Annotated in this window: 22 protein-coding genes; 5 read left to right on the forward strand and 17 right to left on the reverse strand. The window is 71.9% G+C overall.

Going from position 1 to position 24,049, the window contains the following annotated elements; translation table 11 throughout:
• Positions 1-72: 72 nt before the first annotated feature.
• Complete coding sequence (locus ACFQS2_RS07315) at positions 73-2,337, forward strand: HAD-IB family hydrolase (protein WP_377793181.1); 2,265 nt, start codon at positions 73-75, stop codon at positions 2,335-2,337.
• A 981-nt stretch (positions 2,338-3,318) separates the two neighbouring features.
• A complete protein-coding gene (locus ACFQS2_RS07320; protein WP_377793182.1) occupies positions 3,319-3,624 on the forward strand; it encodes an endonuclease domain-containing protein in 306 nt (101 codons plus the stop codon).
• A 195-nt stretch (positions 3,625-3,819) separates the two neighbouring features.
• Here ACFQS2_RS07320 and ACFQS2_RS07325 read toward each other — a convergent pair whose 3' ends face one another.
• The 7 genes from ACFQS2_RS07325 to ACFQS2_RS07355 form a co-directional block, all read right to left on the reverse strand.
• A complete protein-coding gene (locus ACFQS2_RS07325; RefSeq protein WP_377018400.1) occupies positions 3,820-4,677 on the reverse strand; it encodes an amino acid ABC transporter ATP-binding protein in 858 nt (285 codons plus the stop codon).
• A complete protein-coding gene (locus ACFQS2_RS07330; RefSeq protein WP_377018401.1) occupies positions 4,677-5,660 on the reverse strand; it encodes an amino acid ABC transporter permease in 984 nt (327 codons plus the stop codon). The genes ACFQS2_RS07325 and ACFQS2_RS07330 overlap by 1 nt, the downstream gene beginning before the upstream one ends.
• Entirely contained in the window at positions 5,657-6,589 is a 933-nt protein-coding gene (locus ACFQS2_RS07335; RefSeq protein ID WP_377793183.1) for an ABC transporter substrate-binding protein, read from the reverse strand. Before ACFQS2_RS07335 ends, ACFQS2_RS07330 begins: the two co-directional genes overlap by 4 nt.
• 153 nt (positions 6,590-6,742) lie before the next feature.
• Positions 6,743-7,459 (reverse strand): response regulator, encoded by a 717-nt coding sequence (locus tag ACFQS2_RS07340; protein ID WP_377793184.1) that lies wholly within the window; start codon positions 7,457-7,459, stop codon positions 6,743-6,745.
• Positions 7,456-8,802 carry a sensor histidine kinase gene (locus ACFQS2_RS07345; protein WP_377793185.1) on the reverse strand — a complete coding sequence of 449 codons (1,347 nt, stop codon included), beginning with the start codon at positions 8,800-8,802 and terminating at the stop codon, positions 7,456-7,458. The genes ACFQS2_RS07340 and ACFQS2_RS07345 overlap by 4 nt, the downstream gene beginning before the upstream one ends.
• Positions 8,803-8,807: 5 nt before the next feature.
• On the reverse strand, positions 8,808-9,638 hold the full coding sequence (locus tag ACFQS2_RS07350) for a DUF2306 domain-containing protein (RefSeq protein ID WP_377793186.1): 831 nt from the start codon (positions 9,636-9,638) through the stop codon (positions 8,808-8,810).
• Positions 9,639-9,868: 230 nt separating this feature from the next.
• On the reverse strand, positions 9,869-10,804 hold the full coding sequence (locus ACFQS2_RS07355; RefSeq protein ID WP_377793187.1) for a PfkB family carbohydrate kinase: 936 nt from the start codon (positions 10,802-10,804) through the stop codon (positions 9,869-9,871).
• 140 nt (positions 10,805-10,944) lie between these two features.
• On the opposite strand from ACFQS2_RS07355, the gene ACFQS2_RS07360 reads away from it, so the two are divergent.
• Together ACFQS2_RS07360 and ACFQS2_RS07365 are read left to right on the forward strand one after the other, a co-directional pair.
• A complete protein-coding gene (locus tag ACFQS2_RS07360) occupies positions 10,945-11,616 on the forward strand; it encodes a DUF6318 family protein (protein ID WP_377793188.1) in 672 nt (223 codons plus the stop codon).
• Positions 11,617-12,086: 470 nt separating this feature from the next.
• The gene (locus ACFQS2_RS07365; RefSeq protein ID WP_377793189.1) at positions 12,087-12,905 is read left to right on the forward strand and encodes a hypothetical protein; all 819 of its coding nucleotides are present in this window, start codon (positions 12,087-12,089) and stop codon (positions 12,903-12,905) included.
• Between the two features lie 313 nt (positions 12,906-13,218).
• Here the strand turns inward: ACFQS2_RS07365 and ACFQS2_RS07370 are convergent, their stop codons facing one another.
• The 10 genes from ACFQS2_RS07370 to ACFQS2_RS07415 all read right to left on the reverse strand — a co-directional run bounded on the left by ACFQS2_RS07370 (position 13,219) and on the right by ACFQS2_RS07415 (position 23,159).
• A complete protein-coding gene (locus ACFQS2_RS07370) occupies positions 13,219-13,617 on the reverse strand; it encodes a hypothetical protein (protein ID WP_377793190.1) in 399 nt (132 codons plus the stop codon).
• A 144-nt stretch (positions 13,618-13,761) separates the two neighbouring features.
• Positions 13,762-14,466 (reverse strand): hypothetical protein, encoded by a 705-nt coding sequence (locus ACFQS2_RS07375; protein ID WP_377793191.1) that lies wholly within the window; start codon positions 14,464-14,466, stop codon positions 13,762-13,764.
• A 97-nt stretch (positions 14,467-14,563) separates the two neighbouring features.
• On the reverse strand, positions 14,564-15,487 hold the full coding sequence (locus tag ACFQS2_RS07380) for a class I SAM-dependent methyltransferase (protein ID WP_377793192.1): 924 nt from the start codon (positions 15,485-15,487) through the stop codon (positions 14,564-14,566).
• A gap of 29 nt (positions 15,488-15,516) precedes the next feature.
• Positions 15,517-15,921 carry a hypothetical protein gene (locus ACFQS2_RS07385; protein ID WP_377793193.1) on the reverse strand — a complete coding sequence of 135 codons (405 nt, stop codon included), beginning with the start codon at positions 15,919-15,921 and terminating at the stop codon, positions 15,517-15,519.
• Between the two features lie 22 nt (positions 15,922-15,943).
• Positions 15,944-17,836 (reverse strand): ABC transporter ATP-binding protein, encoded by a 1,893-nt coding sequence (locus tag ACFQS2_RS07390; RefSeq protein WP_377793194.1) that lies wholly within the window; start codon positions 17,834-17,836, stop codon positions 15,944-15,946.
• Complete coding sequence (locus ACFQS2_RS07395; protein ID WP_377793195.1) at positions 17,833-20,106, reverse strand: ABC transporter ATP-binding protein; 2,274 nt, start codon at positions 20,104-20,106, stop codon at positions 17,833-17,835. Before ACFQS2_RS07395 ends, ACFQS2_RS07390 begins: the two co-directional genes overlap by 4 nt.
• Positions 20,103-20,615, reverse strand: a complete 513-nt coding sequence (locus tag ACFQS2_RS07400) for a DUF456 domain-containing protein (RefSeq protein WP_377018414.1) — start codon at positions 20,613-20,615, stop codon at positions 20,103-20,105. The genes ACFQS2_RS07395 and ACFQS2_RS07400 overlap by 4 nt, the downstream gene beginning before the upstream one ends.
• A gap of 115 nt (positions 20,616-20,730) precedes the next feature.
• Positions 20,731-21,177: a 3-oxoacyl-[acyl-carrier-protein] synthase III C-terminal domain-containing protein gene (locus ACFQS2_RS07405; RefSeq protein WP_377793196.1), complete on the reverse strand. Its 447-nt coding sequence runs from the start codon at positions 21,175-21,177 to the stop codon at positions 20,731-20,733.
• Positions 21,178-21,207: 30 nt separating this feature from the next.
• Positions 21,208-21,717 (reverse strand): hypothetical protein, encoded by a 510-nt coding sequence (locus ACFQS2_RS07410; RefSeq protein WP_377793197.1) that lies wholly within the window; start codon positions 21,715-21,717, stop codon positions 21,208-21,210.
• Between the two features lie 305 nt (positions 21,718-22,022).
• Positions 22,023-23,159, reverse strand: coding sequence for a VanZ family protein (locus ACFQS2_RS07415; RefSeq protein WP_377793198.1), 1,137 nt, complete (start codon positions 23,157-23,159; stop codon positions 22,023-22,025).
• A gap of 141 nt (positions 23,160-23,300) precedes the next feature.
• On the opposite strand from ACFQS2_RS07415, the gene ACFQS2_RS07420 reads away from it, so the two are divergent.
• Positions 23,301-23,969, forward strand: a complete 669-nt coding sequence (locus ACFQS2_RS07420) for a VanZ family protein (RefSeq protein ID WP_377793199.1) — start codon at positions 23,301-23,303, stop codon at positions 23,967-23,969.
• The last annotated feature ends 80 nt before the right edge of the window (positions 23,970-24,049 follow it).

The raw sequence follows: 24,049 nt of genomic DNA on the forward strand, positions 1-24,049 counted from the left end.
CCGCCCTCCACCTCCGTTCTCGCTCCCCGGCTCCTCGTCAGCTCCTGCCGTACCCGTCCACAAAGGGAATCCATGTCGAACAGCACCACGCCCGCCGACCAGTCCGCCTCCGGCGGATCCACCAGCGGGGGCCGACGGATCCTGCTGACCGGCGTGACCGGCTTCCTGGGGCAGGCGGTGCTGCGCTCGCTGCTCGAGACCACCCAGGACACGCACGTGACCGCCGTGATCCGCCCCAAGGGCTCGGTCGACGGGCGCAAGCGCCTCGAGCAGCTGCTGCGCAAGCCCGTGTTCGCCTCATGGGTCGAGAAGATCGGCAAGGACGAGGCCAAGGCCGTCTTCGACGCGCGCGTCGGCGTGCTCGAGGGTGACCTGACCGACATGCCCGTGATCGAGGAGCCGCTGGACGTCGTCATCCACTCGGCCTCCTCCGTCTCCTTCGACCCGCCGATCGACGAGGCCTTCCGCACCAACGTCGGCGGCGCCCGCAACCTCTACGAGGCACTGCTGGAGTCGGGACAGGACCCGCACGTCATCCACGTCTCGACCGCCTACGTCGGCGGAATCTCCAAGGGGCTGCGCCAGGAGGGCCGGCTCGGGGCCGACGTGAACTGGCGCGATGAGTACCAGGCCGCCATCGAGGCACGCTCCCGGGTCGAGGCGGAGTCGCGCCGGCCCGAGACGCTGCGCTCCCAGATGCGCACCGCGAAGCTGCGCGACGGGAGGATGGGCCCCAAGGCCGTCGCCTCCGCCACCGAGGAGGCCCGCCGCGACTGGGTCGATCAGCGCCTGATCGACTTCGGCCGCACCCGCGCCCAGTCCGTGGGCTGGACCGACATCTACACCTTCACCAAGGCCATGGCCGAGCAGGTCGCCGAGGAGCTGTGGGCCGACGCCGGCCACCGCGTCTCCTTCGTGCGCCCCTCGATCATCGAATCCGCGATGCGTCGGCCCTACCCCGGCTGGATCGACGGCTACAAGGTCGCCGACCCGCTGATCATGGCCTACGGCCGCGGCTCGCTGCCGGAGTTCCCGGGCCTGGCCGACTCCGTCCTGGACATCATCCCCGTCGACTTCGTGGTCAACGTGATCGTCGCGCTGGCCACCCAGGACGTCTCCCGCCGCGGCGATGACGCCTACTTCCAGGTGGTCTCCGGCGCGACCAATCCGCTGGCCTTCCACGAGATGGTCAGCGCGGTGCGGGAGTACTTCCTCGAGCACCCGCTGGAGGACGACAACGGCCAGCCCGTCCAGATCCCGGAGTGGAACTTCCCGGCGGTCGAGATGGTCGAGCAGCGCTTCCGGGCCAAGGAGATCGTCGCCAAGGCCGGAGCCACCGCGGTCGCCTACCTGCCCGCGACCAAGCGCACCCGGCAGTGGACCTCCGACCTGCACAAGGCCACCTCCGGGCTGACCATGCTGCGCAAGTACATCGAGCTGTACCGGCAGTACACCAAGACCGAGATGGTCTTCGACGACGCCAACACCCGTGCGCTGCGGGAGGAGCTCCCGGCGGAGTTCCTCGCCGAGCACGACTTCGACGTCACGGAGATCTCCTGGCGCGAATACTTCCAGCAGCAGCACCTGCCGGCGGTCACCGAGCTGACCAAGGCGTACTCCCGGGCGAAGTCCGCCCAGCGCAAGCGGGCCTCCCGCCCCACGCCGGAGCTGACGCAGAACCCGAACGCGCTCGCCGTGTTCGATCTCGACGGCACCGTGCTGGCCACCAACATCGTCCAGCAGTACTTCGCCGTGGTCCGGGCGACGCGCCCGCGCCGGGTGTGGCCCGCCGAGATCGGTGGCCTGCTGGCCGCCGTGCCGGGCTACCTGCGCGCCGAGCAGCGCGACCGCTCCGAGCTGATCCGCCTGGTCAACCGCCGCTACAAGGGCTACCGCGCCGACGAGCTGCGCGAGCTCATGCGGGGCGAGGCCGGCCGGCGCATCCGTGCCTCGATCCGCTCCGAGGCCCTCGAGGTGATCGAGCGCCACCGGGCTGCCGGGCACCGCACCGTGCTGGTCAGCGGCGCGCTGGACGTGCTGGTCGAGCCGCTGGCGGACCTGTTCGACGAGGTCGTCGCCACCCACATGGACGAGGACGCCGCCGGGGTCATGACCGGCTTCCTGGCCACTCCCCCGCTGGTGGACGAGGCCCGCGGGAACTGGCTGCGCAAGTACGCCGCCTCCCACGACGCGGACCTGTCCGCCTCCTACGGCTACGGCGACTCCCACGCCGACGCGGCCTGGCTGGACCTGATGGGCACCCCCACCGCCATCTCGCCCGACCTGGGGCTGTACGCCGTGGCAAAGAAGAAGCGGTGGCAGATCCTGGAGTGGTGAGCCGCGCCCACCGGCCGGCACAGGGCCCCGCCTCACCAGGCCCGGGCCGGGTGGGTGCCGGGGGTGCCGGGTGGGTGCCGGGTGAGTACTGAATGAGTGCCGGGTGAGTGCCGCGGCCCGTGGGGACGCGCAACTTTATGGACGCCAGCGCGAGCTGGACGAGCTGAGGCCGCGTGACTCGGCGCCGGCGTCCAGGAAGTTGCGCCGGCCCCGCCCGTGTGGAACCAGGCGCCGACTCCCCCGACCCTCGTGGCGGGTCTGCGCCCTGGACGGTTCCTCCCCATCGATCCGCCATCCCCTGCCAGGAGTCCGTGATGGCGACACCCGGCCGTCCCCGGGCAGGCTCGGCCCATGCACACGGCCAGCGACCTCGTCGTCCCCGCCGGTGCGCACCCGCCCGGTCGGCCTCGCGGTCAGGTGCGCGGAACCCTTCGCCTTCCTCCGCGAAGCACCTCGGTGATCAGCCGTCGGCAGCTGTTGGATGCGGGGTTCTCCAGCTCCCAGCTGCGCGCGAGAGCGGGTAACACGTCCCTCCAGCGCATAGCCCCCGGGTGGTACGCACACCCCGACGCAGAGTCCCGGCTGGTTCGCGCGCTCTCCGCGGGCTACCGCCTGACCTGTCTCGACGCGGTGGAGATGCACGGCCTGTGGACGCCTCACCGAGCGGGCGCCGACGCCCGCCGACTCCACGTGTACCGGAACCGGCGATGCGTCGCGTGCCCGCCGTGGGCTGTCGATCACAGTGCCGGGCTTCGCGCGTGGCCCGAGCCGGACCCGGTCGCATCCCTCCCTCTTGCTCTCCAGCACGTCGTCCGTTGCCTGGACGGCGAATCGGCAGCGATCCTCCTGGAGTCAGCGATCGAACGCAGGCTGCAGGAGCCGGCCGCGGTGCAGGGGCTCCTCGACGAGCTGCCCACCCGGCCTCGTTCGCGCGTCGGAAGAATCTCCACCGCGAGCGACTCGGGCTCGGAGACCCGTGTGGTGCGAGCTCTCCGACGGCGTGGGTTCCATGTCGAGCAGCAGGTCTTCGTCGAGGGCGCGGGATACGTCGACGCCTACGTCGCCGGGGTGTTCCTGGAGATCGACGGACGCGCCCATCACAGCTCCCCCGAAGCCTTCGAGGCGGACCGGCAGCGAGACCTCGCGGTGCGGCGGCACGGTCTGCAGCTGATCCGCCTCAGCTACGCCCAGACCTGGCGGACGTGGGAGCACACGCTGAAGGCTCTCCTGGAAACCATCGAGCAGGTGGGTCCACTGGGGCGACGCAAGGTTGCTCAGCTGACCTGAACCGGGACGGCTGCGGGGCAGGCCGCAACTAGTTGGACGTCTGCGCATCCTCGACCCCTCTGAGTGCGGTGACTCGGCGCTGGCGTCCACAAAGTTGCGGAGCGGCGGGTGAAAGTTGCGGAGCGGCGGAATGCAAGAGTTGCCGAGCGGCGGGGCGCAGCTGCAGTGCCGCGGCTGATTGCTGCGCGGAACGGCTCAGAGCACCGAGGCGAGGAATCCCTGCAGTCGCTCGGAGCGGGGATGGTCGATGACCTGCTCGGGGGTGCCGCGCTCGATGATGCGGCCCTCGTCCATGAACACGACCTGGTCTGCCACTTCACGGGCGAAGCCCATCTCGTGGGTCACGACGACCATGGTCATCCCGTCGGCCGCCAGATCCTTGAGCACGGCGAGCACCTCGGAGACCAGTTCGGGATCCAGGGCGCTGGTGGGCTCGTCGAAGAGCATCAGCTCGGGGTCCATGGCCAGGGCGCGCGCGATCGCGACGCGCTGCTGCTGGCCGCCGGAGAGCTCGGAGGGGTAGTGGTCGGCCCGGTCGGCCAGCCCCACCCGGGCCAGCAGCTCGCGCGCCTTCTTCTCCGCCTCGGCCTTGGACACGCCGCGCACCTGCACGGGTGCCTCCATGACGTTGCCCAGCGCGGTGAGGTGCGGGAAGAGGTGGAAGCGCTGGAAGACCATGCCGATGCGGGAGCGCTGGGCGGCGATCTGCTTGGGCGAGAGCCTCTGCAGCCTGCCGTCGGGCAGCGGCTGCTCGGCGTAGCCCTGTAGCTCGCCCTCGATGCGCACGGTGCCGGCGGTGGCGTCCTCGAGCTGGTTCAGGCAGCGCAGCAGCGTGGACTTGCCGGAGCCAGACGGGCCGACAAGCACCGCGACCTCGCCGGAGCGCACCGTGAGGTCGCAGTCCTTGAGGACGTGGAGGTCGCCGAATGCCTTGTGCAGGCCCTCGACCTCGATCACCGGCGGGGCGTCCGGCGCGCCGGTGGGGTGGGACGGGGCGGCGGGGTCCGACGGTGCGGGCTCCGGGGAGCCGGAAGCAGCGGGGTTCTGGGTCATCACAGCTCCACCTCCGGGAGCGGGTCGTGCGGGGTGGTGCCGGCGCGGTTGACCGCCGCCTGGCGCGAGGCGGTCGAGCCGCGGCGAGGAGCGGCCGGGGTGCGGTCGTCGAAGCCGCGACCGAAGTACTTCTCGAGGTAGTACTGGCCGACCATGAGCACACTGGTGATCGCCAGGTACCACAGAGCTGCGACGATCAGCAGCGGGATCGGGGTGAACAGCTTGTTGGCGATGCCGTTGGTGGCGAAGGTCAGATCCAGCGTGAACGGCACGGCGAGCACCAGCGAGGTGGTCTTGAGCATGCCGATGGTCTCGTTGCCCAGCGGCGGGACGATCACCCGCATGGCCTGGGGCACGATGATGCGCCGCAGGATCGTCCCGTTGCTCATGCCCAGCGCCTTGGAGGCCTCGCTCTGCCCGCGGTCGACGCTGTTCAGGCCGGATCGGATGATCTCGGCGAGGTAGGCACCCTCGTTCAGGCCCAGGCCGATCACCGCCATCCAGAACGCGGTCAGCAGGTCACGGGTGGAGAAGCTCAGCAGCTCCGGCCCGAAGGGCACGCCGACGGCGATCTTGGGCACGATCACGGTGAACAGGCCCCAGAACACCAGCTGGGTGTACACCGGGATGCCGCGGAAGACGAAGATGTAGACCCAGGAGACGCCACGCAGGACCGGGTTGTCGCTGCGGCGCATCACCGCGGCCAGCAGGGCCACGATCGTGCCGAGGACCATCGACAGCACCGTCAGCAGCAGCGTCCAGCCGACGCCCTGGACGACCTTGATGTCGAAGAGGTACGTGGCGACGGTGCCCCATTCCAGCACCGGGTTGCGCACCAGGAAGGTGAGCAGGCCCAGGGCCAGCAGGGCGACGATGATCGCGGAGATCCAGGTGCCCGGACGCGGGGCGGCCTTGGCACGGATCGGGGTGAAGCCGTCCGGGCCGGCGGGCGCGGGCGTGGGGGCGGTCTCGGTGCTGGTCACGGCTGGGGGTTCACTTCCGCGGTCGGGATCATGCCGGATTCGTTGCCCCATGCGGCGAGGATGCGCTGCATGTGGCCGGAGTCGATGAGGTGCTGGACGGCGGCGCGGATCGCCTCGGCCAGCTCGGGCTGGTCCGGGGAGACGACGATGCCGTTCAGGGCGGATTCCTCGATCTCGCCGATCGCCTCGAGGTTCCCGCGGGAACGGGCGATGGCGTAGGCGGTCACCGGGGAGTCGGCCATGAGGATGTCGCCCTTGCCGCCGGCGACGTTGGTCGCGGCGTCGGAGTTGGAGGCGTAGGCCAGCAGGTCGTAGCCACGCTCCCCCGCCTCCCGACACTGCTGGGAGCGCTCGTTCGAGAGTTTTTCCTGATACGTGCCGACCTGCACCGCGACCCGCTTGCCGCAGAGGTCGTCGGGGTGGATGTCGAAGGGGTTGCCGGCCTTGACCGCGTAGGAGATCCCCGCCTGGAAGTAGGAGACCATGGTGACCGTCGCCAGGCGCTCCTCGTTGATCGTGAAGCTGGAGATACCCACGTCGTAGCTCGAGCCGACGGCGGGGATGATCTGTGCGAACACCGCGGCCTCGGTACGTGTGGCCAGGCCCAGCACCTTGCCGATCGCGGCGAGGATGTCGATGTCGTAGCCGACGGCCTCGCCGGTGGAGCCGACGAACTCGCCGGGCGCGTAGTTGAGGGCGGCGCCGTTGATCAGTTCGCCGCGCTCGCGGATGTCGGCCGGGACCAGCTCGGCGAGCTCCGGGACCTCGGTGATCTCCGAGAGGCCCACCTCGGGCACCGCGTTCGCTTCGGCGTCCAGGCGCTCGGAGGCGCGGGTGCAGGAGGCCAGCGCAGGGGTCAGGGCGCCGACGGCGAGTGCGAGCGGCGCGGCATGCAGCAGGCTGCGCCGACGGGGACGGGTGGAAGTCACCCGTGAATACTATTCATGCCACTGCATGAAAACCAATCGTTGTCGCATGGCTCACCGATGCGGCATGCGGGCGCGGCTCGCGCCCCTGCCCCGGACCCCGTGCCCGCGCCCCGTGCCCCGTGCCCCGTGCCCCGTGCCCCGTCGCGCGGATGATCAGTCCTCGGCACGCACGCGCCCGGTCTCGTGCGCCCACATCGCAGCCTCGACCCGGTTACGCACACCGAGCTTGGTGAGGATCCCGCCGATGTGGGTCTTCACGGTCCCCAGGGACAGGTGCATCTGGGCACCGATCTCGGTGTTGGTGCGGCCGGCGGCGAGCAGGGCGAGGACTTCCTCCTCCCGCGGGGAGAGCGGGTCGATCGGGGCGCGGGGTGGGGCGACGGGCCGACGAGAGAACTCCCCCAGCATCCGGGCGGTGATCTTCGGCGCGATCAGGGCGTCCCCGGCCGCGGCGGCCCGCACCGCCTCGCCCAGCAGTTCGGGGCCGGCGTCCTTGAGCAGGAATCCGCGTGCCCCGGCGCGCAGGGCGCCGTGGACGTATTCGTCGAGGTCGAACGTGGTGATCACGACGATGGCGAGCGGGTCGGAGACGGCGGGCCCGGAGAGCTTCCTGGTCACCTCGATGCCGTTGAGCCCGGGCATGCGGATGTCCACCAGGCACACGTCCGGGCGCAGCTGCTGGGCCATGGTCACAGCCTCGATCCCGTCGGCCGCCTCCCCGATCACGTCGATGCCGGGCCGGGTGCCCAGCAGCAGGCGCAGCCCGGTGCGGACCGGCTCCTGGTCGTCGGCGATCAGGACCGTCAGCGGGCGGGGCGAGCCGGCCGGACTCGGTGCGTCGGCTCCTGACGCGTCATCAGGACTGGTCATGCCGCCTCCGGAGTGGTGGGGACCTGGGCGCGCAGCAGCCATCCGCCGTCGGGGACGGGGCCGGCCTCGAGGGTGCCGCCGAGCAGGGTGACGCGCTCGGTCATCCCCAGCAGACCGTGACCGCCACCGGATCCGTCGGCCCGGTGCGGGGCCACGTCGCGGGGGCCGTCGTCCCGCACCTCCAGCACTGTGCGGGCGTCGCGGACGCTCACTCTCACGTCGATCGCGCGGGCGCCGCGGGCGTGGCGCCGGGCGTTGGTCACGCCCTCCTGGGCGATGCGGAACAGGGTCGACTGCACGATCTGCGGCATCTCCCCCGCGAGCTGGTCGGTGCCGGTGATCCGCACGGTGACCTGCGGCGGGCCGGGATCGGCGAGCGCCTCGAGCTGGGCGAGGCCGGCGGCGGGGGCCAGCTCCGTCTCGGGCAGGTCGACGTCGGCGGGCATGGGATCGGAGGCGGCAGCCCCGGCGGCCGCGCTCCCCGTGGCCCCGGAACCACCCGTCGGCTCCCGGAGCGCGCGAACCAGGGCGCGGGTCTCGGCGAGCACGTTCTGCGCCTCGCGTTCGATGACGGCGAGGGATTCGGCGACCTGGTTGCGGTCCTCCGGCATGGCGGAGGCGACCTGGGCGCGGATGGCGATCGTGGTGACGTGGTGGGCGACGGTGTCGTGCAGGTCCCGCGCGAGGGCCTCACGCTCCCGCGATCGCGCCATCTCGATCTCTCGGGCGCGGGCCTGGACGCGCTCGCGCACCAGCGCACCGCTCAGCGCGGTGGCGCCGAGCACGGCAATCCCCACGACGACGTCGGCGAGCGCGGCGCGGCTCTGCAGCAGGGTCAGCGCCTGGCCGGCGGCCAGCAGTGTCCCGCCGACGACGCGCATGCGAGCAGTTCCGTGACGGAACAGTGCGTACGGCACGGTGAGCAGCACGACCATCGCTCCCATGCCGACCGCGACGTGCACGGACGCGGCCTGCACGATGCCCAGTACAGCGCCGAGCAGGGTGATCCAGGTCAGCACCAGCAGCGGATGGCGGCGACGCCACGGCAGTCCGGCGATCATGGCGATCGCCGCGGCCGTGGTGAGCGCGGGCAGAGGGAGGTCTGTGCGCAGCATGCCCTCGGCCAGGGCGATGAGAGTAAAGGGGATCAGCAGCAGGGCGTCGCGGGGTCGGGGACCGGCGGCGGGTGTCGTGACCAGCCCGTCCGCCCAGGGCGGGAGAGCGCGACGCGGTGACGGGGACGGGCCTGTGGGGTTCGGATTCGAGAAGCCCGCGCTCGAGGCGCCCGGATCCGGCGGATCCGCGGCCGATGAGGCCGATGTCGAGGGCACGGACGGGGGCATCGCGCTCACGCCTGCGCGGCTTTGGGGCGGGCCGTGCCGGCACGGCGGGACGTCTTCGTGCGGTGGCCGGAGGTCGTCGAGGGCCGGCGGCGCGGGCGGATCCAGCGGGCGATCACGAGCTCGGCGACCACGATGTTGATCAGCCACCCGGCGTCCATCTGCAGCAGCCGGCCGAGCTCGTCGGGCGGGCCGAACAGGATCATCGGCGGGGCGGAGGTCAGCACCTGGGTGCCGGCGCCGAGGGCGAGGGCGTAGGCGCGGATCATCCAGGCCGCGTGGGTCGGAACGTCCCGTCGGCCGATCGCGCCCAGCGCGAGCACCAGCGCCACGGCCATGCCGATCCCCACCACGTAGCGGGAGATCAGCAGACCCACACCGTCGATCGCCGGGAACTCATAGGCCACGTTCATCCACAGGCCCGTCAGCGCGACGGCGAATCCGGCCGGGACCAGGACGTACCGGCCCATCGCGCGATGGAGGCCGAGGTTGCGGCGGCGCACGGTGGGCAGGAACTGGCCGATGCCGACGTACGAATAGACGATGGCCGCGACGATGTGGATCGCGACGGGCGTGGGCATCTCGACGAAGCGCGCCGTCTCGGGAGTCGCGGGCACGCCGGTGGCCAGACCTTCGAGCTTCACGGCGCCGGCGATGGAGGGGATGGCCGCGAGCAGGGCGAGGCCGGCGCCGAGCAGCCACTCACGGCGCGGGATCCGCGGCCTCCTGGACTTTCGGGGCCCATTGCGAAGCGTGCGGGCAGCGGGCGTGGGGATCGGGTCGGCCGTGGGCGTTGCGTCGGCAGGAGTCGCGTCGGGCAGGGGCGGCGTGGTGTCCATGCGGCCACGCTCCCCCGGCACGGGCGCTCCCCGCTTCGGCCATGTGGCCGAACTTCGACGAGAACCGCCGCTGCTCGTGCATCCGGGGGCGCAGGCAGAGGAGGGGCCGGTGCGCGGTGCGGTGCCGCGGCTCGGCGAGGGGCTGCTGCGCGGCGGCGAGGCGGGCCCGGGGTCATTCTTGGAGTGTATGGGCTCGGGTACGGCCGACGAGGGCCGTTACCGGAACGACGTCACGGTCGCAGCGCGGACAGGTCCGGCCGTCCTCCCAACCGCTGAACCGCCGAGGCCGCGCAGGCGGCGGCGAGCTCGCCCGCCTGCGCCGGGGCGGCTCCGTTGCGCAGGCCCGTGACGAGCCCGGCAAGAAAGGCATCGCCCGCCCCGGTCGGGTCGAGGACGCGCTGGGGGCCGTGGGGCAGGAAGCGGTGCCCCTCGTCCCAGACGACCAGGTCACCGGCGTCGGCAACGCCGAATGCCACCACCTCGACACCTTCATCGAGCACCCCGCGTGCCGCGGAGAGTGCTGCCTCTTCGCTCTCCAGTGCGATCGCCGTCAGCAGCTCGCCTTCGTGGGCGTTGGCGCGGACCACGCGGGCCTGCCCGACCAGTGCACGCACCTCGGGCGTCTGCGGGGCGCCATCCAGGACGAGGTCGGCGCCGGTCGCGGTCGCGAGCCGCGCCGCCTCCAGCAGAGCCGGTTCAGGCTGCTGCAGCTGCAGGCACACCGTGTCGGCCCGTGCCACTGCCTCCCGGGCGCTGTACACGTCACCCCCGGTCAGCAGCGCTTCGGCCGGGACGTGCTCGAAGAGGCGACGCCGGCCCTCGGCATCGACCACGTCGACCAGCAGGGCGCTGGTACCACGACGCACCACGGCGCGGACATCGACATCGTCTGCGCGGGCCGAGGCGAGCAGCCGCTCCCCCACCTCGTCCTCACCGACCACGCCGAGCAGCCCCACCGGCGTGCCGAGCTGGCGCATGCCGACGGCCTGGTTCGCGCCCTTGCCGCCCCACATCTCGAGGCGCTCGGCGACGTCCACGCTCGCCCCGGGGTCGGGAACGCGGTCGGTCGAGATCACCAGGTCGCGACCGATCTGGCCGACGACGAGGACGCCGCCGGCCGCCGTGGCGTGTGCCGGATCGCTGTGCGCGCCGTGGTTGTCGACCATGTCCTCTGCCTACCACCGGCTCGGCTCCTGCGCCGCACCTCGGACCGAATGGTGGGTGGCGGTGAGCTCGGTCCGGCCGCCGCGCGGTGATCACGGGATGATCCAGTGCCCGCGGAGCCGCGTCGTCTACCGTGGCCCGCGTGAACCGACCTGTCCAACGCATCATCATCATCGTCCTGGCCCTCGTGCTCGTGGTCCCGATCGGCGTGATCGGGATCGGCCAGCTGCTGGGCAACGACGGCGGTGAGCAGGCCGACCCGACCGCGGTCGAGAACCCGGACAACCGGCCGACGGCGGACCCCGCCGACCAGCCGCCGCGGCCCGAGGTGCCCCGCCCCGAGGAACCCGCGGGCCTGACCGAGCAGACCGATGAGGGTGCGCAGGAGACGGTGACCTACCTGCTCGAGTCGTACACCTACATGATGACCACCGGTGACGTCTCCGTGTGGGAGAGCTCCATCGACCCGCAGTGCCAGGTCTGCATGTCCTTCCTGGACAACGCCCAGCTGCTCGCCGAGCAGGACGGCTACCTGGTCGATGGCGACTTCGCGGTGCATTCGACGACGTTCGAGGGCAAGGGCGACCCGCCCGCGAGCGGCGAGGTCGTCGCGGACTTCACCCAGGAGGCCAGCATCCTGGTCGACGATCCCAATCTCCAGGCCAACGAGCTTCCCGAGGTCTCCGGCCAGCTCGTGGCCCAGATCGCCTGGGACGGCGAGCGCTGGCGCGTGACCGATATGAGCATCGCCCCCGAGGGCACGGGCGCCAGCGACGCGGGCGGGGCCAGCGACGCCGGCGGCGCGGGCGGCTGAGCGACACGGGCGGCGCGGGCGTCGGCGATTGAGCGGCGCGGGCGTGGGCGGGCCGCGCCGAGCACCCCCTCGTTGAGGCCGGAATGGAGGGTGCTAAACGGCCACTCAGAGGGGGCGCTCCGCTGTTCATGATGCTCGCCCGTCTCGCCGCCGACGCTCCATTGCACACAGCTCGCCGCTGCACTGAGCGTGACGCTCCATGACCGCGAGTACCACTTTCGCGCACCCACGCGTGCTGACCGTTCCTCCCCAAGCTGCAATTGTGGATGGTCAGGGCTCGTCACCCCCTATTGCGCAAGTGTGAGGTCATGAGCCGACGCCCGAGCCCCCTACCAGCAGGCTTGCCGTGGCGGGTCTTCACCCGCGACGAGGCGCTTCGAGCGGGAGTTCCCCCGGGGCGGCTCAAGCGTTCGGATGTGACTGCACTTCGTCGGGGGCTGTACCGGAGGACGAGCAGTCCGGTCTTCGAGGTGGACGTCGCCGCAGCTCTGTGTCGCCACGAGCGAACTGCCGTCATCGTCGGCCTCTCGGCGGCACGGCTGCTGCAAATGCCCTTGCCCAAGGAGGTGGAGTCCTGGGGCATCTCCACTCCCGTGCATGTCTCCGTCCCCGGAGGGCGGTCCGGCTCCGACCAGGTCGTGCGGTGGCACGACTTCACCTTCCAGGATCATGACGTAGGGAGGTTCTCGTATCGCCAGCCGTCAGTTGCAGGCGCTCCGGGCGCGGAACCGACGTCGTCTCTGCGGCTCTCCACCAGAGCTAGAACGTGGCGCGATCTCGCGCAGTTCCTTTCCCACTGGCGGCTCGTCGCGGTCGGCGATCACCTAGTCCGCACTCCACGCCCCGGACTCGAACGTGGACGTCACCGCCCCTGGTGCACCATCGACGAGCTTCGGGACGTGTGCCGGGGGAACCACATGCAGGCGCTGCGCGCCGCCGTGGGCGACATACGCATCGGCGCCGATTCACCCATGGAGACGCTTCTGCGACTGGCATTCCGAGAGGCGGGCCTTCCCACGCCGGAGATCAACACACCGCTCGCTGGTGCCGACGGGAACAACCGCATCACTCCCGACTTCCAGTGGCCGCAATACGGAATGTGCGCGGAGTATGACGGCAGACCCCATGACGGCACCCGTCAGGTCGAGAGGGACATCCGGCGTGGGCGGGCGGTCGCCCGTGCAGGCTTCACCGAAGTCCGCCTGTACTCGCAGGACACCCTGCCGGACTGCGGAGACGCCGTACGGATCGTCCGCGACGAGCTCATCCGCCACGGCTGGAGGCCCTGACACCCGAGCGTCTTTGCTCGAGACCTCCCAGGCCTGCCGGGTGCTGCTCACCGCGCCCCACGCCAGGAACGCCGGGCCCGCCATGAGAGCCGGGCCTGCCAGCGACACCGGGCTGCCAGGAGCGCGGAGCCCGCCACGAGAGCCGGGCCCAAGCCCTGCACCCCGTCTGGAAGGCCGGAATGGAGGATGCTAAACGGCCTCCCAGAGGGGGTGTTCGCATCCGCGCAGGCGTCTGCGCAGGCATCTGTGCCCCAGGGCGGGGCTATGGGCGGGGACCTTTGGGGGCGCCCTGGGGCCATGCAGAAGCAGTGCGTCAGAAGGTGAGGCCGAAGAAGCCGAACCCGTCGGCGTACATCGCCATCCGTAGCGCGATCACGAGACCGACCAGCGCGAGGCCGACATGAAGGCGGCCCGCGTGCGCAGCGCCGCCGGCACGACCGTGCGGGCGGCCAGGATCCCCAAGGCCCGCGCCTCGGCGCACGGCCCACGCACCGAGGAACGCTGCCACCGGAACCCCGAGGAACGGGGTCGAGCGCCGCAGATCCCAGGAACCCACGACGAACGGTGACTCCGGGCCGTCGGGGCCGACGTGGCTCGAGGCCACGATGCTGATCCCCGAGAGCACCGCCGCGACCAGGCACAGAGCACCCAGGACCACGGCGACACGGTCGAGGACCGTGCGACGGGTGCGACTGCGCGGACGGGCGTTCATGGGCTTCACCTTGCCACGGCGACGTAGCAGGCGTGGCGCGGAGCCGGCCAGGTGCTCTGCGGTTCTGGAACCGGGCAGCCGCGGGGCCGGCCATTGCAGCCCCCTGCCCGCGAAGCGCCACCGGCCGTCGGCAGAGACCCTGGGCTACGGCAACCCGGGGAGATGGGCAGCGGCCTCCGCAGGGTTGCCGCTGAGCGTGCGGACCGGAGCCGAGGCCGTCGCCCGGGCAAGCTGCTGGGCTCCGGATGCGCCCGCGGCCTGCGCGATCCGCGCGGTGACGGTTTCCGGGGACGTGCGCCCGGTGCCGGCGAACCAGACCCAGCGACCGTCGACGGAACGCGGCGGTGGATCCTGCAGGACCGCGATCAAGGCCGGGCGCCGGCGGGCTTCCTGGGCCGACGGCCCGACGAAGTGAATGCCCTGCCGGGTCCAGGCCGAACGCCGGACGGTCGACTGTGGGAAACCGCCCGTCCCGGTCTCGCGAGCGTAGCGGCCGGCCCCGGTGACGGGCACCAGGCTGCCCGGGACGATCTGTTCGTAGCGCACGATGTAGGGGCGCGTCCCCGGCGCGACGCTCCCGACCAGCAGTCCTCGCTCGCACACGATCAGCCGCTCGCCACTGATCAGTACCAGGATGCCCGCTGCGAGCAGCGCGAAGATGATGCCGGGTGCTGCGATGAGCAGGGGGGATTCCGCCGGGTTGATCATTGTGAGCCCGGTGAAGATGAGCCAGACGAACACGATTGCGCCGACGACGACGGTGCCGGGACGGTCCGCGTAGACCTCGAGAGGCCTGCCGAGTTCTCCGGCGTGACGGCGGGCGGCGCGGAAGCCAGCTTCTCCGCTCATCTCCACCCCTCCCGTGCCAGGCTCGGACATCGACACTAGCGGTCGCAACGGACGGAGCCGCAGAAGGCGTTCCGCTTCCCAAGGGCGCTCTTGGCTGTCACGACGCGGACCCGCTCCGGTAGAGGAACAGGTCGGTGCGGTACGGGACGCCGATGACGGCGCCGCGCTCATGGCCGAGATGGTCGTGGAGGTACCAGTCGAGGTTCGCGAGCACCTTCGCGCGGCGCTCCTCGGGAGCGGTGATGACGTAGCTGCGGGTGCGGGCGAGGTCGATGACGTCGTGGGTGGGCATCGGGTCCTCCCACTCGTGCACGCTGCGCTCGACGAGCGCGAGCTCGGCGCCGACGGTCGGACGGAAGTCCTCGCGGTGGATGTCCCCGGCGTGCATGATCCGCGAGAGGCGGTGGACCCACGGGATCCTTACATCGAGCGTGTTCCACACCAGCGCCAGCACCCCGCCGGGTGCGAGCAGCCGCGCGACCTCGGCGGAGGCGGCGCGGGCGTCGAACCAGTGCCAGGCCTGGGCGACGGTGACCAGGTCGGCCGATGCGTCGGGGAGGTCGGTCGCCTCCGCCGGGGCGAGGTGCGTGGTGAGGTCGGGTGCGGGCGCGGCGGATGGCACCTGGTCGACGTCGTGGCCGGCCGGGAGGGTGGGCGAGGCCGCGCGCGGCGACGAAGGCCCGGAGCCGGCCGACGGCCCCCGGCGCAGCGCGGTCTCGAGCATGGCGCGACTGGTGTCCACCGCGATGACGTCCAGGCCCCGAGCGACGAGCGCCCACGACAGCTTCCCGGTGCCCGCGCCCAGATCGATCGCCCGGGCGGGGGTTCCGCTCATCGGGCGTGGCACCGGTGCGAGCATCGCCTCGAGCACCGGATCGGGATAGCCGGGACGCAGCCGGTCGTACTCCCCGCCCTGCTCCTCGAAGGCGGCGGCCAGCGCCCGCTTGCGCGCTGCGCTGGCGAACCGGGGCTCCTCACGCGAGGAGACCGGAGGGATCGGCGGGTGAAGCGGATCGGCCACGCCGAGGATCTTAGGGCCGGTGGGCACGCTCAGTAGACCGACATGGTCATGCTGCCGGCGATCACCAGCACGATGAGCACGATCAGCAGCGCCGCGCAGGGCACGGCGAGAGTCCAGGCCCGCGCGCCCCGCCGGCGTGCGAGCCCCCACGCACCCAGGGCGATCGCGGTGATCGAGAGAGCGAGGCCGAGCCCGCCGACCGGTGCCAGCATCAGCATCGGCTCGTGGACGTCGTGGTGCGTCGACGGCTCCGTGCTGCCGGGCGCCGGCGGCAGGTAGTAGGTGATCCGGGCGGAGGCGATGACGTACGCGGTCACAAGACCTGCCGCCACGGCGCCGAGCACGCCGAGGGCGATGGAGAGCACGGCGATGATGGGGCGGCGGCGCCCGCCCGCAGTCGGCGCGGGAGGCCTCTGCGACCGCTCAGTGCTCATGTCCCGTCCTCTCCTGCCGCGCTCACCGCGCCTGACGGTGCGCCACCCAGGAGCGATGCAGGCCGGCGTAGATCCCGTCGGGCAGGCTCACCAGCTCGTCGTGGGTGCCGTGCTCGACCAGGTGCCCCTCATCGAGCACCATGATCCGGTCCGCGCGCTCGGCGGTGGAGAGCCGGTGGGCGATGGTGATGGTGGTTCGACCACGGGCGAGGCCGTCGATGGCCTGCTGCAGGCGCACGTCGGCCGCGGGATCGACCGCACTGGTCGCCTCGTCCAGCACGATCACGTCGGGGTCGACGAGGTAGGCGCGGGCCAGGGCCACCAGCTGCCGCTCCCCCGCGCTGAGCGACTCACCGCGCTGGCCGACGGGCGTGTCCAGGCCCTCGGGAAGGTCGTCGACCCAGCCGCCGAGCCCCAGTTCATCCAGCGCGCGGCGCATCTCCTCGGCGGTGGCATCGGGCTTGCCGTAGGCCAGGTTGCCGGCGACGGTCGTGTCGAACAGGAACCCTTCCTGCGGGACCATCACCACGCGCTTGCGCAGCGAGGCATAGGTGATCAGGTGCAGGGGCACACCGCCGATCGTGAGCTCACCGCTGGTGGCGTCCATCATGCGGGTCAGCAGCTTGGCGAAGGTGGTCTTGCCGCTGCCGGTCTCCCCCACGATCGCGATCCGGCTGCGGGCGGGGATGTCGACGCTGATGCCGTGGAGCACCTCCGGGCCGGAGGGGTAGCGGTAGTGGAGGTCGCGCACCTCGATGTCCAGCAGACCCTCGGGCAGCGCGGTCGCCCCGTCGGTCGGTTCCAGGCGCCGGCCGGTGTGGGGGTCCATGGCACCGCCGGGGTCGGCGACGTCGGCCGGGGTGTCGAGCACGCCGAGTACGCGCCGCCAGCCGGCCACCGCGTTCTGGGCCTCCGAGAGCATCTCGATGCCCATCCGCACGGGCTGGCTGAACAGGGAGACCAGGAAGACGAACGCGATCACGCCACCGGCGGTGAGGTCCGCGCCGGGCAGGTTCGCACCGAGGGCCTGGGTACCCAGCAGCACGCCGACCACCACGACGACGCCGGTGGCCAGACCGTCGGCCGTCTCCGACAGGAACATCGAGGCCGATTGCGGCCGCAGCACGGCGAACTGGGCGTTGCGCACCTGGTCGATCCGGTCGAACTGGTCGTCGCGGGTGCGGTTCTCGATGCCGTAGGCGCGCACGGTCGCGGAGCCGACGAGGGCCTCGGAGACGGTCCCGAGCATCTGCCCGACCTTGAGACGGACGGTCTGGAAGCGGGCGCGGATGCGGCGCTGCAGTTTGCTCATGATGAACAGGATCGGCAGGTAGCACAGCCACACGGCCAGCGCGAGCGGCCAGGAGTAGAAGACCATCACGCCGGTGGCCAGCACCAGCTGCATGGTCATCACCAGCAGCATCATGCCGCCGAAGCTCATGAACTGGCTGACGGTGTCGACGTCACTGGTCACGCGGGAGACCAGGGCGCCGCGCTGCTCGGTGCCCTGGGTCAGCAGCGAGAGGTCGTGGATGTGGCGGAAGGCGCGTTTGCGCAGGGTCGCCAGCGACGTCTCGGCCAGGCGGAACAGGCGCCGGTTCATGATGACGTTGCAGCCCGCGGTGATCAGCAGCAGCAGTGCGGCCAGTCCGGCAGCGCCGGCGACGAACGCGACGTCGGGCTGCTCGGGGGCGATGATGCCGCGGTCGAGGATGGACTGGACCGCGATGGGCACCACCACCTTGCCGGCGGTGGCGACCACGGCCAGCAGCAGAGTGATCCACAGTCCGCGCAGCAGCTGCGGGGTCAGGGAGAGACCGCGGCGGATGGTGTGGAGGGCGGACTCATCGGTGGTGGTCTCGGTGCCCAGTTCCGAGGAGTTCTGAGCGGCGCGGGCGGCGGGTGCGGCGGTCATCGTCCCTCCTCCTGCTCGCGGGCGGGGCGTGCGGCGGGGTCCTCGCCCGCGCCGTGGACGGCGCGGTCCTCGCCCGCGCCGCGAGCGGTGCGGTCCTCGCCGGTGCCGAGGGCGGGCGTCGCCCCCGTGCTCGTCTCCGGTTCCTCGCATTCGGAGGTGACGTCCTCGCGCCGGTAGCGGCCGGCGCCGTGACGCTCGACGGCATCGGCCACGGTGCGGGCGCGCTCGGCGGGCACGGCGATGCTCGGGTCCGGCCCGTCGCTGGGCTGGGGCCCCTTGGATTCGAGCAGGTTGTGGGAGATCGCGGCCTCGTCGTACGCGTCGACCAGGGCCCGGTACCCGGGGCTCGTCGAGCGCAGCTCCTCGTGGGTGCCGGTGGCCACGACGCGGCCGTGGTCGAGGAAGACCACCTGATCGGCCAGGGAGATCGTGGACTTGCGGTACGCGATCGACAGCAGCGTCGAGGAGGTCATCTCGCGGCGGATCCCGTCGAGGATGGCCAGCTCGACGCTCGGGTCGCAGGCGGAGGTGGCGTCGTCGAGGATCAGCAGCCGGGGGCGGCGGGCGAGCGCGCGGGCCAGGGCGATGCGCTGGCGCTGCCCTCCGGAGAGGGAGCCGCCGCGCTCGCCCAGCTCGGTGTCCAGGCCGTCGCTGAGGGCGTCGACGAAGCCCTCCGCCTGGGCGACGCGCAGCGCCCAGCGCACGGTGTCCTCGTCGATGTCCTCGCCGAGGGTCACGTTCTCGCGCACGCTCGCATCGAAGATGAAGGCCTGCTGGAGGACCAGGGCGACGTCAGCGGTCAGCGCGTCGGCGGTCAGCGAGCGCAGGTCCGCCCCGTCGAGCCGGATGCTGCCCTCGGTGGGGTCGACGAGGCGGGCCGCCAGCAGCGCGAGGGTCGACTTGCCCGAGCCGGTGGCCCCGACGACGGCGAGCACGCGGGTGCCGGCCGACGGGTCGGCGCGCAGGGAGACCTGGTCGAGGGCCCGGGATTCGCGCAGCTGCTGGTCCTCGGGGCGTACGTCGCGGCCCAGGATCACCTGGGAGGGGTCGTCGCGGTAGACGAAGGAGACACGGTCGACCTCGAACGCACCGGGCCCGTCGGGCAGCGGGTCGGGGCCGTAGGTGCGCTGCTCGCTCACGTCCAGGATCTGCTGGACGCGGCCGCCGCCGACGACGGTGCGCGAGAGGTCGCCGAGGACCCAGCCGAAGGAGCGAATCGGCAGCGCCATCAGCGTGAACAGGTAGGAGACCTCGACCAGCTGGCCCGTGGTGAGGTGCCCGTCGCCGATGCGCCAGGCGCCGAGCACGGCCACGGCGAGGATCCCGAGGTTGGGCAGGGCGTCGATCAGGGGGTCGAACCAGCCGCGCACGTAGCCGAAGCGGATGCCGGTGCGGCGCAGCTGCTCGGCGGAGTGGTCGAAGCGCTCCTGCTCGACGTCCTCCCGCCCCAGGGACTTGACGACGTTGGCGCCGTCGAAGGACTCGTGGGCGATCTCCGCGACCTCGGCGCGCAGCTGCTGGGAACGCATCGCCAAGGGCGTCGCGAAGCGCTGCAGCAGCACGTTCGCCACGATCAGCAGGACGATCAGGGCGAGCATGACCAGCAGGATCACCGGGTCGATCCGGGCGACGACCACGGTCGCGTAGACCAGCATGGCGATCGTGGCCAGGGCGAAGGGGAACGGCGCCATCGCGAAGAAGGTGGCCTCGATGTCGGCGTACATCGCCGAGAGCAGGGTGCCGGTGGACTGGCGGCGGTGCCACAGCAGCGGCACCTTCGCGTACACGGCGGCCAGTCGCCGGCGGTAGAGGCCGAACAGGTCGAACTGCGTGGCGGCGGCGAAGATGCGGCGGGTCATGACGGAGACGGCGCGGGCGACGCCGATGCCGAGGATGGCCAGACCGCCGCCGAGGACGACGGGGATGACGGGCTCGCCGCGCTGGAAGGAGGGCACGATGACCTCCTCGGTGACGCGGCCGATGATCGCGGAGGTCGCGATCTGCAGCACCGAGAACAGCAGCGCCCCGAGGACGGCGGGGATGAACCACTTGCGCTTCTCCCAGGCACCGGTGAGCAGGCGCTTCATGCCGGGGATGAGCACGGCGGGGTGCTGAGGTGCGGGCACGGCGGGCGGGGCGGAGCCTGCGGGCCGGGAGCTGCCCGTGCGGTCGTCGTGCGGGTGGTTGCCGGGGCGGGGGCGGCCGGAGCGGGTCGCGCCCGGGCCCTCGTGGGCGGATCGGTTCGTGGCGGAGGCGTCGGTGCTGGTCATACGGAGACGAAGTGGCCCACGACGGCGATGGCGAAGACGATGGTGGCCAGCATGGCGAGGGTGAACTCGATGATGATCCCGATGCCCAGGGCCTTGACCGCGACCCAGGCGGATCCGAGGCCCTTCCTCCAGTCCTGCAGGCGCAGCGACTCCGAGACGTACAGGCCGATCACGAAGCCGATCGGCAGGCCCAGCAGGGGGATCACGAACAGGCCGACGATGCCGGAGGCGATGCCGACGTAAATCGGCCACATCGGCACCTCGTGCTGGTGCAGGCGCCGCCCGGTGAGCACGTAGCTGGTGGTCATGCCGATCGCCCCGAGGACCAGGATGATCGCGAAGGCGATCCACGGGATCCAGCCGCCGGTGACGATCGCCCAGATCAGCGTGGCGATCACGATGGTGATCGTGCCGGGCAGGACGGGGACGACGATCCCCACCAGGCCCACGATGTAGGCGAGGCAGACCAGCACGGTCACGATGATCTGGATGGTCAGGGAGTCGACCACGGGTCCTCCGGGGAGTGTCGAGGGTGGGGGCGCGGCACCGCTGGGAAAGCGGTGCGCCGGGCCGTGACCATCCTATCGGCGCCGTCCCGCCGCCGCTCGTCCGCCCGTCGGGCCCTCAGGGCAGGCGCACCACCTGGCCGGCCCAGGAGAACCCGCCGCCGAACCCGATCAGCAGGGCCGTCGCCCCGGCGGGGATCCGGCCCGCCTCGCGCATCCGGGAGATCGCCAGCGGGATCGTCGCCGCGGAGGTGTTGCCGCTGGTGATGACGTCGTCGGCTATCACCGCGTCCTCACGCAGCCCGAGGGACTCCGCGAGCGGTTCGATCATCCGCAGGTTCGCCTGGTGGGGGACGAAGACGTCGATATCGGCCATGGTCACCCCGGCGGCCTCCACGATCCGGTGGCAGATGGCGGGGGCCTCGCGCAGGGCCCAGCCGAGCACCGCACGTCCCTGCTGGGCGAAGTACGGCCCGGGGCCGGTGATCGTCACGGCATCGGCGAGGTCGGGGACCGTCCCCCACACCACGGGCGCGACGGCGGGCCGCTCGCTCGCGCGCAGCACCACGGCGCCGGCCCCGTCGGCGGTGAGGATTCAGGTGGTGCGGTCGGTGTAGTCGGTGTAGGTCGAGAGCTTCTCCGCCCCGATCACCAGGGTCGTGGTGGAGGCCCCGGCCCGGATCGACTGATCGGCCAGGGCCAGGGCGTGGCTGAAGCCGGAGCAGGCGGCGCCGACGTCGAACGCGGCCGGGGCCGGCAGGCCCAGGGCCTCGGCCACGCGGCCGGCGGCGCTGGGTGAGTGCTCATCGTTCGAGCAGGTCGCGACGAGGACCTGGGTGATCTCGGAGGCGTCGATGCCGGCGTCCGCGAGGGCTGCGCGGGCGGCCTCGGTGGCCATGCTCGCGACCGTCTCGTCCTCGCCGGCGATCCGCCGCGATTCGATGCCGGTGCGCTGGCGGATCCACTCGTCGCTGGTCTCGACCAGTTGCTCGAGGTCATGGTTGGTGAGGATCCGGGCGGGGCGATAGTGGCCGGTCCCCATGATCCGTGACCCCGCAGCGGGGGTCGGGGAGTGGAAGGGTGCGGGGGTATCCGGCTGGCTCATCGGCAAGGTCTGCTTTCTGGTGTCGAGATGTGCCGCCCGCCGGGGATCGACATCCTCGCGCCTCTCCGGCAGGTCCCGTTGAACAGGTCCCCGATGCGCCGGGTCAGCCGGGACGCGGGTGGGTCGGCCCGGTGGGCTCTGGGGTCCGGGGTGTGGGGTGAGCAGGAGCGGTGTGGTCGGTGCGGCGAGCGCGCCGAGCACCTTACCGCTGCCGGCTCGGCACGCGGCCGACGGGTGAGGGAGCGGACAGCGTGGGGCACCAGTTAGTGACGCAGCGCTGGGCGCCGACGGGGTGCCCCGCGTCGTCAGCGGCGGGCGGCGCGGCGGTCGACCAGGTCGGCCCCGCTGATCAGGCCTGAGAGGCCCCGCCGGTCGACGAAGAGCACGATCGCGATCGCGACGAGGACGAGGCCGCCCGAGGCGAGGCGCAGCAGCACGGGCAGGACGGGCACCCCGAGGCCCTCGAGCACGTCGCCGATCGGGGCCAGGGCCGCGTACAGGCCGGCCACGGACAGGGCGCGCGTCAGCCGCCGGCCCGCGCTGCCCCGTCGGCCGTCGAAGACCGGCACGATCCCCACCATCCGCTGCCCGGGCGAGGCGCCGCTGCCGATCAGCGCCGGCAGCACCACGCTCAGCAGCGCTCCGATGAGGATGGAGGCCAGCGGCAGCACCGCCGCATGGCCGGGCGGATTGGGAACCTCTCCCCCATCACTGGCCAGGGTCCAGACCACGACGTAGGTCAGCAGTCCGGCCGTCAGCAGCAGCCCGGGCAGGGCCGAGATCACCGCAGCGTCGATCGCCATCCCCAGCAGGCGGCGCAGCCGGGTCACGGGTCGCGGCGGCAGCGTCGCGAGCGCGGTGGGTTCGGGGATCCAGCCGGCCACCACCGGGGCGAGGAGTGCGCCGATCAGCGCTCCGGCGGTGTTGGTCAGCAGGTCATCGACGTCCGCCACGCGGTAGGCGCAGTCGAACAGGCCCCACAGCCCCGTGTACTGGGTGGTCTCGATCAGCAGCGAGGCGGCGACGCCGGTGAGGGTGGCGGTGAGGATGCCGCGGCCGGCCATCACGCGGATCAGCACGCCCAGGGGGATGAACAGGACGACGTTCAGGATGGGCTGGGCGATCGCCGCGATGGTGGTGGTCGAGCCCAGGCCGTACTGCCCGGCGAGCCGGGCGATGTCGCCGATGGTCGCCAGCGGTACCGGCTGCAGCGAGGTCCCGCCGCCGCCCGCGCAGACCGAGGGGTCAGGAAGCGGCAGCAGCGTGTATGCCACCAGGGCGACGGCGTAGATCGCGACGCCGGCGGCGCCGATGAGGCGGGCGGGGCTGAGGCGCCCGTAGGCGTAGTACTGGATGATCAGGATCGGCAGCAGGACCGCGAGGAAGCACAGTGTGCCGCCGAGGAGGCTGAAGGGGATCTGCCAGGCCCATGCGTCGATCATGGCTGAACCCTAAGGTCGCAGGGGGCTCCGGGGGGATGGGCCCATGTGTCTGCGTCGCTCCTACCGTGGGTGGAGCCGGTCCCGGGAGGGTCATCCGACGGTTCCTGTGCAGCGTCCAGCAACTGGCCATAGCGTGCTCCTGTGACCGAATTCGTGCGCCTGGCCCTGGTGGGCATCGCGGGCGGCGTGGGGGTGTTCGTCGCGATCCTGCTCCCCGCCGTGCTGCTGCAGCGACGACGCTTCGGCCGGGTGCGGCCGCTGCGGCTGGTCGGTGTGCTGGTGATCTGCGTGTACACCATGACGCTGGCGGGCCTGACGGTCGCTCCCGCCTACGAGGTGGCCAGCACCTGCCAGAACCGGGCGGGCGGCGAGCTGCGGCCCTACCCCTTCAACGCGGTGGGCGAGATCCTCGCGGTCCATGCCGAGGGCACCACCGGATTGGGCCTGCTGCTGAGCTGGCCGGTGCTGCAGCTGGGCATGAACATCGTGCTGTTCGTGCCGCTGGGGGCGATCCTGCGCGGGGTGTTCCGGCTGGATACGACGACGTCGCTGGCCATCGGGGTGATGCTGTCGGTGCTCATCGAGGCCACGCAGTACACCGGGGCGTGGGGGCTGTATCCGTGCGGGGTGCGGATCGCGGACATCGACGACGTGCTGGCCAATTCCCTCGGTGCACTGCTGGGGGCGCTGATCGCCCCGGTGTTCACCCGGCTGGGAGTGCCGCTGTTCGTCCATGAGCGACCGCTGGACGATGATCGCGGCCGCGAGGGTGGACACGAGGGCGCCGCGGATGAGGACCCGTGGCCGTGACGGCGACCGGCGGGCCGCTCCCCTTGTAGCGCGGCTCGGTCACGCGGTCGCGCGGTCACGCGGTCACGCGGTCACGCGGT

The sequence above is a fragment of the Brachybacterium sp. GCM10030267 genome (assembly GCF_042666875.1).
GTDB lineage: Bacteria > Actinomycetota > Actinomycetes > Actinomycetales > Dermabacteraceae > Brachybacterium.

What these genes read in the sequence shown, in the direction of transcription:
- ACFQS2_RS07315 (WP_377793181.1), top strand. Translation starts at nt 73, where the DNA reads ATGTCGAACAGCACCACGCCCGCCGACCAGTCCGCCTCCGGCGGATCC.
- ACFQS2_RS07325 (WP_377018400.1), bottom strand. Translation starts at nt 4,677, where the DNA reads ATGACCCAGAACCCCGCTGCTTCCGGCTCCCCGGAGCCCGCACCGTCG.
- ACFQS2_RS07340 (WP_377793184.1), bottom strand. Translation starts at nt 7,459, where the DNA reads ATGACCAGTCCTGATGACGCGTCAGGAGCCGACGCACCGAGTCCGGCC.
- ACFQS2_RS07345 (WP_377793185.1), bottom strand. Translation starts at nt 8,802, where the DNA reads ATGCCCCCGTCCGTGCCCTCGACATCGGCCTCATCGGCCGCGGATCCG.
- ACFQS2_RS07350 (WP_377793186.1), bottom strand. Translation starts at nt 9,638, where the DNA reads ATGGACACCACGCCGCCCCTGCCCGACGCGACTCCTGCCGACGCAACG.
- ACFQS2_RS07355 (WP_377793187.1), bottom strand. Translation starts at nt 10,804, where the DNA reads ATGGTCGACAACCACGGCGCGCACAGCGATCCGGCACACGCCACGGCG.
- ACFQS2_RS07370 (WP_377793190.1), bottom strand. Translation starts at nt 13,617, where the DNA reads ATGAACGCCCGTCCGCGCAGTCGCACCCGTCGCACGGTCCTCGACCGT.
- ACFQS2_RS07375 (WP_377793191.1), bottom strand. Translation starts at nt 14,466, where the DNA reads ATGAGCGGAGAAGCTGGCTTCCGCGCCGCCCGCCGTCACGCCGGAGAA.
- ACFQS2_RS07385 (WP_377793193.1), bottom strand. Translation starts at nt 15,921, where the DNA reads ATGAGCACTGAGCGGTCGCAGAGGCCTCCCGCGCCGACTGCGGGCGGG.
- ACFQS2_RS07390 (WP_377793194.1), bottom strand. Translation starts at nt 17,836, where the DNA reads ATGACCGCCGCACCCGCCGCCCGCGCCGCTCAGAACTCCTCGGAACTG.
- ACFQS2_RS07395 (WP_377793195.1), bottom strand. Translation starts at nt 20,106, where the DNA reads ATGACCAGCACCGACGCCTCCGCCACGAACCGATCCGCCCACGAGGGC.
- ACFQS2_RS07410 (WP_377793197.1), bottom strand. Translation starts at nt 21,717, where the DNA reads ATGAGCCAGCCGGATACCCCCGCACCCTTCCACTCCCCGACCCCCGCT.
- ACFQS2_RS07415 (WP_377793198.1), bottom strand. Translation starts at nt 23,159, where the DNA reads ATGATCGACGCATGGGCCTGGCAGATCCCCTTCAGCCTCCTCGGCGGC.